This window comes from Actinacidiphila sp. DG2A-62 (assembly GCF_035825295.1).
GTDB lineage: Bacteria > Actinomycetota > Actinomycetes > Streptomycetales > Streptomycetaceae > Actinacidiphila.
The window spans coordinates 3,984,470-3,997,338 of record NZ_JAYMGI010000002.1 but is presented as its reverse complement, the minus strand read 5'-3'; the positions used below and the strand labels follow the sequence as shown (position 1 = coordinate 3,997,338).

Annotated in this window: 5 protein-coding genes; 4 read left to right on the top strand and 1 reads right to left on the bottom strand. The window is 75.2% G+C overall.

Features of this window, described 5'->3' with window-relative positions:
* Nucleotides 1-319: 319 nt before the first annotated feature.
* From VSR01_RS17805 to VSR01_RS17795, 3 genes are all read left to right on the top strand, one after another.
* Nucleotides 320-3,889 carry a hypothetical protein gene (locus VSR01_RS17805; protein ID WP_326450208.1) on the top strand — a complete coding sequence of 1,190 codons (3,570 nt, stop codon included), beginning with the start codon at nt 320-322 and terminating at the stop codon, nt 3,887-3,889.
* 202 nt (nt 3,890-4,091) lie between these two features.
* Entirely contained in the window at nt 4,092-5,351 is a 1,260-nt protein-coding gene (locus tag VSR01_RS17800; protein WP_442785480.1) for a damage-control phosphatase ARMT1 family protein, read from the top strand.
* A 476-nt stretch (nt 5,352-5,827) separates the two neighbouring features.
* Complete coding sequence (locus VSR01_RS17795) at nt 5,828-9,331, top strand: DEAD/DEAH box helicase (RefSeq protein ID WP_326450207.1); 3,504 nt, start codon at nt 5,828-5,830, stop codon at nt 9,329-9,331.
* A gap of 48 nt (nt 9,332-9,379) precedes the next feature.
* Here the strand turns inward: VSR01_RS17795 and VSR01_RS17790 are convergent, their stop codons facing one another.
* On the bottom strand, nt 9,380-10,504 hold the full coding sequence (locus VSR01_RS17790; RefSeq protein ID WP_326450206.1) for a hypothetical protein: 1,125 nt from the start codon (nt 10,502-10,504) through the stop codon (nt 9,380-9,382).
* 766 nt (nt 10,505-11,270) lie between these two features.
* Between VSR01_RS17790 and VSR01_RS17785 the strand changes: the two genes are divergently transcribed.
* Nucleotides 11,271-12,410 (top strand): response regulator, encoded by a 1,140-nt coding sequence (locus tag VSR01_RS17785; protein WP_326450205.1) that lies wholly within the window; start codon nt 11,271-11,273, stop codon nt 12,408-12,410.
* Nucleotides 12,411-12,869 lie beyond the last annotated feature (459 nt).

Below are 12,869 nucleotides of genomic sequence, written 5' to 3'. Positions count from 1 at the left end.
GTCGGGGCCGCGAGCGTCCGGGTGGCGGGCGGTCGGGCCGGACAGGCGGGGGCGGGCGCGGTCGAGCGTTGTGTCGGTTGATAGGACCGTACGACGGAGCCTGTGGAAAACTTGTGCGGCTCGGCGGGCGGTGCGCAGCACAATGTCTCGCATGTCCAGTCGTGAGCAGTACCCCAGCAACGCGGGTGAGCCGCGTGACCGCCGCGCTCGGCGCGACGCCGGCGCTTCCCGTGATCCGCGCGATCGTGGCGGCCTCGGTGGGCGCATCGGCCTCGGCCGTGCGCGTGCCGGGCGGCGGTCCGGCGGTCCTCGTGCCGTCGTGGACGCGCTGTACGCCGCGCTCGATCCGCTTGCCTATCCCGCGCGTGCACGAGCGCTCGCGGTATGGGCACGGGAGCTGGCGCGCGAACAGGCCGGAGACACCGCGGACGCGAGCGGGATCCGGCCGTATCTGGACGAGCTGGACGTCCGGGACCCGTACGGACGCCGGCTCGCGGTCGTGGCCGCGACGATCGTCGGCGACGTCGACTTTCTTGAGGCACGTCTCACCGACCCCGACGCCGCTGTGCGCGCCACCGCGCTCAGCGCCGCGTCGAGCCTTCCGATCAGTGACGACGCGCTCGAACGGGCCATGCGGGACGCCCCGGCCGCGGTACGCCGGCGCATCGCGAGAGCGGTCGTGGCCGGCCGCCGCAGCGCTCTCGCCGAGCGGCTGGTCGCCTCGCTGGCGGACACGTGGGGCGACGAGGAGGCCGCGCGGCTGCTGCCGGCCTGCGGAGCGGAGACCGTACGGGTCCTGCTGCCGCGGCTGTTCCCCGCGGTCACCCGGTGGCACGCACTCGGCCGCGCCCACCCCGACCTGCTGCTCGACGAGGTCGCCCGCCAACTCGCCGACCTCCCGGCACCGTTGCGTACGACATGGTGGGCGCGCAACGCTGACGTGTTCGCCGCCACCGCCAGGGCCCGCCCGCATCGCGTCCTCGACCTGCTGGAAGCGCACTGCCCGCCGCACCTGCCCGCGCCCGTGCGTGACTGCCTCGGCGTGCTCCTCAAGGCCGCTCCCGGGCGGACGATCGCGCTGGTCACCGCGCCGGACCGGTCGACCGCTCCCGCGCGCGGCCTGTTCTCCCGCAGCGCACTCGGGCGGCTCGCGCGCGCGGGGACACCCGAACTGGCCGACCTGGGCCGGGCGTGGCGCGACACCCCGGACTCCCTCGTCCTTCTGTTGCGAGCGCTGCCGCCGTCGCGCCGCGAGGCGTTCTACGACACGGTGACCGCCGGGCAGGATCTGAGCCGCAGCAGTCTCGCGGACGCCGTCCTCGACGCACTGCCACGCCGGCGCGCACAGGCCGAGGCACGCCGGATGGCCGTGCAGGCCGACGAGCGCGGCGCCTCCTGGGACGCGGCCCTCGCGCCTGTCGCGTATCTGCCGGTCACGGAGGCCCGGCCGCGGCTCCTGGCCGCGACCCGCCGCCCGGCCGCCGAGGACCGCGCGGTGGCGTACCCGCTGCTGGTCCGCAACGCCGCCAGGTCCGGTGAGGCCGCGGCCGTCGCCGCTCTGCTGGAGGACCTGCAGCGGTTGCGCAACGAGCAGGAACCGGTCCGCGGGCCCGCCCTCGACACTCTCGCGAAGGTCCCGCCGAGCCTGTTCGCCGATGCGGACACCGCGCTGCTCGACCGCATCGCCGTCGACGCGATCGAGGCCCGCGACAGCTCCTACCGCACCCGGCGCGCACTGTCCGACCTCGCGCTCGCGGTGCTGCGCGAGCACGCGGTCGGCGGCGGACAACCGCTGGTGGCCTGGGCGTTGACGACGTTGACCCGCCTGTCGGGACACACCGGGGGCGCCGACCTCGGCCGCCTCCACACCATGCTGCGCCGTGGCCAGGAGTTCCAGGTATTCGACGCGCTGCGGCCCTGGCTGGACGCGGGCGCGAAAAAGGCGGACCACTCGCTGGCGCTGTCGCTCGCCCGCGCCCTCGGCCGCCGCGCCCACCACATGCCGCAGCTGCAGGAACTCCTGTGGCAGGCCTTCCGCTCCGGCGGCGTCACCACCGCCCGCCAAGCCGTGGACCTGTGGCTGGACGACCCCTCCGCCAGGGACGCGCGCGTCGCACGCGTGCTGGACGTCGACCGCTCCGCCGCAGTCCTCGCCCCGGTCCTGCGCGTCCTCACCCGCCGCCGCACCGACCTGCTCGACATCGTCCTCGGCGACACCCCGCCGTACGGCCGCTTCCTGGTCGCCGACTCCCGCTGGCTGCCGCCCGTCGCCGACTCCGCCCGCTGGCTGCCCCGCCAACAGGCCGCCGCGGCACGTCTCCTGGCACGCGCCGCCGATGACGCCTCGCTCCCCAAGCACACCCGGGCGGCGCACATCCGCGCGGCCGCGACCATCCCCGCCCACGGCGCGGACATCGCCCGCCGCTACGCCGGCTCCCCGGACACGGTCCTCGCCGAAGCCGCACTCGGCGCGCTCGCCTGGACCGACCGCCCGGCCGACGCCCTCCCGCTGCTGCTGGCCCACGCCGGCCACGACCGTGCGCGCGTCGCCCTCTACGCGACGACACGCGTGTCGCGGTTCATCGCCCCGACGGAGCTGGAAAGCGAACTGCGCGCGGTGCTGTTGCCGGGGGCGCTCGCGGAGGTGACGGACGCGACCCCCGGTACCAGCCCCGCGGCCCCGCCCGGCGCCGCGCACTCGACCGAGATCCTGGCCTCCTCGGACAGCGTCACACCCGTCGCCCCGCCCGGCACCGCGCCCACGGCTGGTGGCGCCCTCGCGACCGACCGCACTCCCGGAGCCGGCCACGCTCCCGCCGCGCCGACGGCCAAGGTCACCAGCCGCAAGGAACTGGTGCGGCTCGCCGCCTCCCGACTGCCCATCGACACCGCCGCGGCCGTCGTGGCCGAGGCATACGCGCTGCTCGGACAGCATCCGGACGTACGCGCCGCATGCGTGCCGGCGGCCGTCGGCCTCCTGCGCGCGCCCGCCGCCCGACAGCTGCTGGAACGCGCCGTGGACGGGCCACCGGTCGTCCAGGCCGCTGTGCTGCGCGTCCAGCCGTACGACCTTCAGGACGGCGACCGCCCCGCCTACGCCCGCCTGGTGGGCCGGGTCGCGGACAGCAGCGACACCGAGACCGCAGACAGCGCGACGACCCAACTCGCCCGCTGGGCACCGTGGTATCCCGAGGCGGCGGCGTTGCTGCTGGCCAGGGTGGTCGACCTGGACCGGCGTTCGGCCTGGCGGGCGGCGGCGGACGGCCTGGTCGCGCTGACTGCCGCCCCCGAGGGCGACGCTCCGCTGCTGGACGCGCTCACCCGGCTCACGACCGCGGACGCCGAAGCCGCCGCCCGTGGACTCGACGCGGACGCCGACCGGGACCGCCCCGCACGTCAGCGGGTCGACCACCTCGTCGCACGCCTGGCGGCCGGTGCCACGATGGGCGCGACCGCCCACCACCGCGAGGCGGCACTGCGCGCCTCCGAACTGCTGTCCCGGACCCCCGACTTCGTCCCGCACGGCACCCGCCTCCAGGCCGCCGCCCTCGACCTCGACGCCCCGCCCACCCGACTCCACGCGGCCCTGGACCAGTTGGCCACCCTGCACATAGGCCAGGCCCTGGCCGCACGCACCGCGGAGACGCTCCGCCACCGCCTCTCCACCGCGCGCCGCCCCGGCCGGCCCGAGATTCTGCTCACCGCCGTCGACCACCTCACCGCCACCCCCCACCACGCCACCGGCCTGTTCGCCGTCGCCCTCACCCACGCCCTCGGCGTCCGCACCGGCTGGCCCCCCGCGTGGCGAGCCCGCCTGCGCACCCTCCGCGTCCACCCCGACCCCGACGTCCGCGACGCCGCCCTGGCCGTCACCACGACAACCGAGTAGCCCCGGGCGCCACACCCCGGCTCGGGGACCGGCCGCCCACCGTGCCGCCGCACATGTCCGACCAGGCGGGCCCTTACGGTGGTACGGCCCGCGGAACGGGCGGCCGGGGCCTGGACGTCCCACGCCGCCGAGACGGTCAGGAAGGTCCGAAAGGCCGGGGCGGCCGAGGCGGACAGCCGGACGGAGTGGACAGTCAAACGGAGTGGACACTCGGACGGAGTGGACGGAGGCGGTCGGGGTGGCGGGTGAGGACACCGGCGCGGCGGTGATCACGGGCGCGGAGGAAGGGTCGTTCGCCCGGTCGGTACTGGCGGAGCGGCATCCCGCGCTGATCCGGCAGGTGCGCGAGGCCACCGCGTATCCGCCGGAGCAGCAGCGGAGGCTGGACGCGCTGCTGGAGGAGATCGCCGGAGGCGTCGTCGCCCCGCTGCCGGCCGGGTCGCACGATGCGGACCGGTGGGCCGAATGGGGCCGGGAGCACGTGGGCCGGCCGTGGTACGAGGTGCCGTTCCTGTGGGCGGAGAGCTATTTCTACCGCAGGCTGCTGGAGGCCGTTGGCTACTTCGGGCCCGGGGCGTGGCAGGGCATCGATCCGTTCGGGCCGTTCAAGCGCGCGGAGTTGAGCGGCCCCGAGGTCGAGGAGGAGCTGGCCGCGCTGGACGAGGTGGCGGCGATGCCGCCCGAGGAGCAGGACCGGGCCCTGCTCACCGGAGCGCTGTGGGGCAACCGCGCCGACCTGGGCTTCCGCCTCTCCTCCCGGGCCGCGTCCCACTCCGCGGCCGACCCCGGCTCGGAACGCGTCGTCGCCGACGACAGCGACGCGCTCTGGCGTCACCTGCGACACCCCCGGCCGCCCGGGGGTCACGCAGCGCCCGCGGGGCCCGCGCCCGCGACCGTCTGCGTGCTCGCCGACAACGCCGGCCGCGAGTTGATCCCCGACCTGCTGCTCGCCGACCACCTGCTGCAGACCCGTCGCGCGGCCGCGGTCGTGCTGCACGTGAAGCCGTACCCGTACTTCGTGTCCGACGCGACGACCGCGGACGTGGCCGACTGCCTGCGGCGCATCACCCAGGCGCCGGGACACGCGGGCCGGGTCGGCGCACGGCTGCGGGAGGCGGTGGCGCACGGCCGGCTGACCGTGCGCGCACATCCGTTCGCGTGCGCGCCGCTTCCGTACGCCGACATGCCCGACGACCTGCGCGCCGAACTGGCCGCCGCCACGGTGACCATCGCCAAGGGCGACCTCAACTACCGGCGCCTGGTGGGCGACCGGACGTGGCCGGCCACCACGCCGTTCGCCCGGCTCACGTCGTACTTTCCGGGGCCGCTGGTGGCGTTGCGCACGATGAAGTGCGACGTCGCGGTGGGACTGGACCCGCAAACGGTCGCCGGGCTCGACGCGAGCGGCCGGACGTGGCGCACCAGCGGCGCGTACGCCGTGATCCACTTCAGCAGCCCGTGATCTCGCCGCGTGAGAGGCAAGCCGGAGGCCGCCCGGCCACGTGGGTGGAACAGGCGTGACAGGCCAGGTGGGTCAGCGGGCGAGAACCGCGCGACCGCGGCCGTGGACGCCTCGGGCGCCGCGTCGTGGACGCCCCGGGGGCGTCGCGTGCCGTCGGTGACGCTACGTGACCGGCGTTGTCAGACCCTCCGGTTAGCCTGGGGGAGCCAGGTCGGGCCGGGGGACGACGGTCTGCTCGGCAAGGCGTTCCGCGGGATTGCCGGTGGCCGGCCCGGCCGGTGGTCGCGCGGACGGTTCGGCAGGTGGACGAGTTCGGAACGAGTCCGGAAACGAGCTCCGGGGAGGAGGTGCGGTTGGCAAGACGCGATGACGACGGGAGGGGTGAACCCGCCGGTCAGACAGGCCAGGACGAGGCTGACGACGCGGAGGCGGAGACAGCGGGCGCGTGGGGCGGCGCGGTCGCGACGGAGCCGGCGGTGCCGGAACGCCAATTGCTCCTCGGCGCGTTGCCGGCGCTGGCCTCGGGGGAGGCCGCGTTCCTGCCGGCGGACCCACCGCGGCGCGGGCTCGTCGCCTTCTGGTCGCCGACCGGCGACCTGCCGGATCTGGGCGTGGAGCCGGTAGGGATCGCGGTCGACCGTACCGGTACCGGTGAGGTCTCCTCGGGCGGCCAGGTCGCACAGGCCGTCTGCGTGCCGGTGGAACTGGCCGTGCCGCTGCTCACGCGTTGCCGTGCGCTGGGCGCGACCGGCCGGGCGTCGGCGAGCACGGCGTACTGGGGCGCGGCGGCCACGATGGGGCTGAGCCTGCTCGCCCGAGGGCGGCTGGTGGCCGGAGTCACCCCGGCGGGCCACGACGCCTGGCGTGTCGCGGCGCTGGACCCGGGCGAGGAGGAGAAGGCGGCCGCGCTCGCGGCGGCGATGCCCGTCGAGGCATGGGCGTGGAAGCGGGCGGCGCCGGCGCCGGACGCGGACGGCGTGCTGGGCGTGGGCGCGCGCGGGGGCGTGGCGCCGGATGCGGACGGCGTGCTCGACGTGGACGGGACGCCGAGCGCGGGCAGGGCGAGGGCGGTGACGCCGGGGGCGGGCGGGACGCCGGGCCTGGCGCCGGATGCCGACAGCCTGCTCGCCGTGGGCGAGACAGCGGGCGTCGTGTCGTCGGCTCGTCCGGTGGCGCGTGCGGCGAGGGTCGGGGGTGGAGAGGACGCGGGTGCTTCGCTGCCGGGCGACGGGTCCCCGCGTCCGCTCCGGGACGCGGAGTCGCTGTTGCGCGCCTTCCTGGACGCCGTTGCCGATGCGCTCGCCCGGACGCCGGCCGCGCGGCACCTGGGCGGGGGGCCGACGTTCGCCGCTGCCGCGCCGCAGGCCGGGTCCGCGCGCCGGCCGCGACCCGCACGCGTACCGCTCGCGGAGGCCGTACGCCTGGCCGAGCAGGGGCAGGCGCCCTCGGCGGGGCGGCGTACCGAGGGTGCGGAGGCCGGCCGGTCGATCGCCGAGCGTCCCCGTGGGCCGGTGCGCCGCGACCGGGGGATGGGCCGGCTCGAGGTGTCGTTGCGGGTGGAGTTGGACGTTGCGGCTGACGCGGCTGACGCGGGGTCCCGAGCCGGGACGGCGGACGGCGTACGGTTCCGCGCCGTGGTCCAGTTGCGCAGCCTCGCCGCGCCGACGGTGTTCGCGGACGCGGCCGAGCTGTGGGCCGGCGAGGCTGCGGCGCCCGAAGCGTTCGGGCCGCACGCGCGGGCCGATGTCCACGTGGCGCTGCGCCGAGCCGCACGCGTCTGGGCGCCGGCGGAGCGGCTGCTGGACGCCGTCGCGCCGACCGGCCTCGACCTGTCCGACGCCGAGGCCGGCGAACTGCTCGGCGGCGCGGCCGGACGCCTCGCGGCGGTCGGCGTCGTGGTGCACTGGCCGAAGGAGCTGGTGCGCGGTCTGACGGCGCGCGCGTACCTCGAACCAGCGCGCGAAGGCCGCGGCGGCCCCGTCACGGGCACGGCCTCGTCGGCACCCTCCTTCCTCTCCGCCGGTGGTCTCGTGGACTTCCGCTGGCGGGTCGCGCTCGGCGAGGAGACGTTGTCCGAGGCGGAGGTGGAGCGGCTGGTGCAGGCACACCGGCCGGTGGTGCGGTTGCGGAACCGCTGGGTGGTGGTGGACGGCGAGTTGGCGCGGCGTCTGCGCACCACGCGGCGGGGGAAAGCGCGTTCGCTGTCGGGGATCGAGGCGCTCGGCGCGGCGTTGACGGGCTCGGTGGACGTCGACGGCGAGCAGGTCGCGGTGGTGGCGGGCGGGGCGCTGGAGGAGCTGCGCGCGTGTATCGCCGAGCCCGAGCCGGCGGCGACGTCCCCGGTCACCGGAGCTGCCGCTCCCGCCGCCGCTGACATCGCCGCCGCAGACCTCGACCCGGCCGCCGCAGACCCGAGCGCCGACGCCGGCCGAACCGCCCTCGCCCGCGCCGACCGCCTCGCCCCCGCCGCACGGCAAGACCCCGCCGACCACGACCGCATCGGACGTCTCCTCCCTGCCCCGAGCGGACCGCCGAGCACCCTGGTCGGGACCCTCCGCGGCTATCAACTCCGCGGCCTGGACTGGCTGGACCGCATGACCTCGCTCGGCCTCGGCGCGTGCCTCGCCGACGACATGGGCCTGGGCAAGACGGTCACGCTCATCGCCCTGCACCTGCGTCGCGCGCAACGTCCGGCCGCCGCGGGACCCACGCTGGTGGTCTGCCCCGCGTCGCTGCTCGGCACCTGGGAGCGTGAGATCAGGCGTTTCGCCCCGACCGAGCCCGTCCACCGATTCCACGGCGCGGGGCGGGAGTTGGACACGGCCTGCGCGCGCGGCTTCGTCCTCACCACGTACGGCACCATGCGCCGCGACGCCGTACGCCTCGGCTCCCGCACCTGGGGCCTGGTGGTCGCCGACGAGGCCCAGCACGTCAAGAACCCCCACGCGCACACCGCGCAGGCCCTGCGCCTGATCCCCGCGCGCGGCCGGGTCGCGCTCACCGGCACCCCGGTGGAGAACAACCTCTCCGAGCTGTGGGCGCTGCTCGACTGGACGACGCCCGGACTGCTCGGCACGCAGGGGGCGTTCCGCGACCGTTACGCCAAGGCCGTCGAGGGCGACCGCGACGAGCGGGCGATGCGCCAACTCGCCGCGCTCGTACGCCCGTTTCTCCTGCGACGCCGCAAGTCCGACCCCGGCGTCGCGCCCGAACTGCCGCCCAAGACCGAGATCGACCGCCCGGTCCCGCTGACCAGGGAGCAGGTCTCGCTCTACCAGGCGCTGGTCCGCGAATCGATGGCGGACATCGAGGGTGCGAGCGGCATGGCGCGCCGCGGCCTGGTGATGCGGCTCCTCACCGGCCTGAAGCAGGTGTGCAACCACCCCGCGCAATTCCTGGAGGAACCGCCGGACGCCGCCGAACTCCGAGGCCGCTCAGGCAAGTTGAGCATGCTGGACGATCTCCTCGACACCGTGCTCGGCACCGGCGGCGACGTGAACGACGACGGCTCGGTGCTCGTCTTCACGCAGTACGTGGCGATGGGACGGCTCCTGCGGCGCCACCTCGCCGCGCGCGGTGTGAACAGCCTGTTCCTGCACGGCGGCACCCCGGTCGGGCGGCGGCAGGAGATGGTCGACGCGTTCCAGTCCGGCGCCGAGCGCGTCTTCCTGCTCTCCCTCAAAGCCGCCGGCACCGGCCTGAACCTCACCCGCGCCGCCCACGTCGTGCATTACGACCGCTGGTGGAACCCCGCGGTCGAGGACCAGGCCACCGACCGGGCCTACCGCATCGGCCAGACGCGGCCGGTCCAGGTTTACAAGCTGATCGCCGAAGGCACCGTCGAGGAGCGGATCGCCGCGCTCCTGGCCCATAAGCGCGAGCTGGCCGACGCCGTACTCGGCTCCGGAGAAGGGGCGTTGAGCGAGCTGAGCGACGCCGAACTCGCCGAGCTGGTCGCTCTGCGCGGACGCAGGCCGTAACCGCCTCCGAGCGGCGGTGGATTGTCGACGGCCCGGCCCGCGACCGGCTCAACGGGCCGAGGAGCCGAAGCCGTTGGTCGGGGTGGGCGAGGTCGACGGCTCGGACGTCGCGGGCGGCGAGGCGGGGGCAGTGGTGCGCGGGGCGCCGGCGCCCGTACCGCCCCCGGAGCCCGTGCCCTCGCTCGCGCTCCCGCCACCGCCGGCGGACGGGGTGATCGTGGGGCGCGGGGTCGAGGGGGTGGTGACGCCGGAGCCGGGGCGGCCGCTGGGGTCGCTGCCCCGCGGGGTGGCGGGGCTCTGGGACGGGGAGCCCGTCGTGCTCCCCGAGTCTCCGGTGGCCGGGCCCGTACCCGTGCTCGTATCGGACGGCGTGGGGGTGGTGGCGGGACCGCCGCCGGAGCCGGACGAGCTGTGGCCGGTGACGGCGTTGCCGATGGTCGTGCCGTGGCCGTGGCCGCTGATGTTCTCGCCGGCGATGGCCTCGTAGCCGGTGATGCCGGCCATGGTCAGCCCGAAGGCGAGCGCGACGGCTGCGGCGGGGCGCTTCCAGTTGCGCGTGCGGGAGCGTTCGCCGGCGCGGTACGCGGTCGGGGCGCCGTAGGCGGGGGCCGCGGTGTCGTGATCCGCGTCACGGTGGGCGTCGATGCTGGGGCTGGGGCTGGGGCTGGTGGCGGTGCCCGGCTCGGGGCCGGGGCTGGTGGCGGTGGCGGCCTCGGGGTCGGGTCCGGGGCCGGGTCGCGTCCGCCCGCGAATCCGGCGGACGCCGGGGCGCGCCTGCACGGCGACCTCCTGCATGTGCCGGCCGGTACGCCGGAAGACGTGCTGCAGGATCGAACCGCCGCAGGTGCCGAGGACGCTGACGACGCCGGCGCCGACGATCGTGCCGTAGACGCCGAGGTTGGACGCGAGCTTGGCGGCGACGACCGCGGCGACCGCACTGCCCGCGACCTGCGGAACGCTGAGGTCGAGGGTGGCTTTGGCGTTGCTCTCGCTGGAGCGGTCGATCTTGCTGGAGCCGGAGCCGGAGCCGGAGGTCGAGTCGAAGTCGGAGCGGGAGGCCGAGCCCGTTCCGCCGCCCGCGCCGCCCGCGCCACGCCCTGGCGCCGACGTCGGCGCCGACGCCATCGACGTCGGTGCCGGCAGCGCCCACGTCGCGTCCGAGCCCGCACCCATACCCGCACCGGCACCCGGTGCCGCGCCGCCCGTACCTCCATCCGGTGCCGTGCCGCCTGCTCCCGCTCCCGCGTCCCGCGCCGGGCGCCGGTCATCGCCCAATGCCTCGCCCATACCGGACCCTGCCCGCCTTTCCCGATCGGCCTCCCCGGATCAGACGGACAAGCGGAACCACAAGTTCCTTTTGTCTGATATTCGTGATGCACGCCACTCCCACCCCATATCACCCACCCGTCCCACGGCTGCGCCTTCGCGCCGGCTGAGCGCACCCCAGGAGAAGCCACCGCCCACCGCCCACCCCGCCTCGCCCGTGGCGCTGCCCCGTCGTTGCCGTCCACCGCCACGAGGTCCGTTGCGGCCCGCAACACTGTTGCGGGCCGCCAGGCTGGATGCCGTCGGGCCGATCGGCCGGGCAGTCACATGCGGCGGCCCCCGTCGCGGGAAGAGGTCGTCGGTGCGTACTCCGTTGTTGTCGGTCAGGGCGGCGCTCGTCCTCACCCTGGCCTTATTGACCGGACTGGGCGCCGGGGTCCTGTCCGCGGTGGGCGGCACCGAGCCGACCCAGTGCGTGCTCTACGGAGCCGGGTCCTTCGGCCTGGCGGTTCCCTTCTTCGACCGACTTATCGGGAGAACCGGACCCGAGTGAGCAACGTCGGCCCCATGCTTGACCCGGAACGGCGTGGCGCGGAGCCGCTCGACCCGAAGCCGCACAACCCGGGGCGCAAACGCCCACGGCGCGCGACCCTTGACAGGAGGAACCGACCCGATGGGCGAATTACGGCCGCTGGCCGATGAACTGGACGACGACTGCCGGGCGTTCGCGCAGGCGCTGCGCACCCTCTTCACCGGGCTGCGGGTATCCGTGCGACGGTACGCGGCGCGGCGTTACCGGGACGCGGGGACCGTCTCGCGCTACCTCGGCGGCACGCGGGTGCCGCCGTGGGAGTTCGTCGTCGACCTCTTCGCCGATCTGGCCACCGACCACGGCGCGGCGGCCACGCCGCTGACCCTGGACCACGTACGGGAGCTGCACCGCCGCGCGGTCCAGGCAGGCGCCGCGCCGGCCGACGGCGTCCAGGTGCTGCAGCGCCAACTGGCCGACGCCGACCGGGAGGCACGCCGCGCCACCGCGCAGGAGGACGTACTGGGCGACGCGTTGCTGGACCGCCAGCACCGCATCGCCGACCTCGAAGTCCGCCTCAACCTGCTGGAAGCGCAGTGGTCGGCCGAACGCGCATACCTCCGGCCGCCGTTGGGCGAACCGGGAGCGGCGGGCGCTGCGGGCGCCGCGGGTGACCTGCTCGCCGAGCGCGGACGGCTGGAGGACCAGGTCAGGAAGCTGGAAGCCGAGCTGGAGGAGACCCGGCTGCGGGTGATGCTCGCCGAATCCAGGTGCAATGTCCTCGAACGCCAACTCGCCATCGCCGAAGGCCCGTTGCCGGCCCTTGCGCCGATCGGGCCGGACCCTGCCGCAACGTTGCGGACGCCCGCGGCTCATACGTCCCCGGACGCACCCGCGCGGATTCTCGCCGTCGACGACAAGCCGGCCAACCTGCTCACGCTGACAGCCGTGCTGGCCGGCCTGGGCCACGACATCTTGACGGCCGACTCGGGCCAGGCCGCGCTCAAGGCACTGCTGGACGGCGGCGGCTTCGCCGTCATCCTGCTCGACGTCCAGATGCCCGACATGGACGGCTACGAGACGGCGCTGCACATCAAGCGCCGGGCCCGCACCCGCAACATCCCGATCATCTTCCTCACGGCCATGGACCACGACCCGTCGCACATGTTCCGCGGCTACACCGCGGGAGCCGTCGACTACCTGGTCAAACCGTTCGACCCCGCGATCATCCGAGCCAAGGTGGAAGCCTTCGTCCAACTCCACCTCGAAGCCCGCCCCGCCTGAGCCGCCCCCCGGCCGCCGGCCCTGACCCCCGCGCGGCCCTCTCCAGGCGGCACCCGAACGGCACCCAGGAGGCCGCCCGGGAACGGCTCAGGGCCACGTACGGAGATCCGTATGTGGCCCTGACCTGCTGCTTTGGAGTCGGGGTGGCGGGATTTGAACCCACGGCCTCTTCGTCCCGAATGAGGTTCGGGCGTGATCGACACCGGGTGGTTTGCTGTTTTGCCTGGTCAGGGCGTTGGGGTGCGGTGGTCTCGGGTGGTCTTGAAGAGACTCGGGGAGCGGGTCGGCTCCCAGGTGGCTCCCAACGGGGCATCAGCCAACGACCGCCGAGTCCGTCTGACCCGCCGTATCAGCTCACACGAATCCTTGGCGCCATGGCACTCGACCAGCGGGCTCAGATCACCATTGAGATCGTTTCACCCTGAATTCGCAGGTCGCGGTACTGGTGTGAGTCCGTGA

Excerpts from the sequence above, each read along its gene's own strand:
- VSR01_RS17790 (WP_326450206.1), bottom strand. The coding sequence starts at position 10,504 with ATGGGTGCGGGCTCGGACGCGACGTGGGCGCTGCCGGCACCGACGTCG.
- VSR01_RS17785 (WP_326450205.1), top strand. The coding sequence starts at position 11,271 with ATGGGCGAATTACGGCCGCTGGCCGATGAACTGGACGACGACTGCCGG.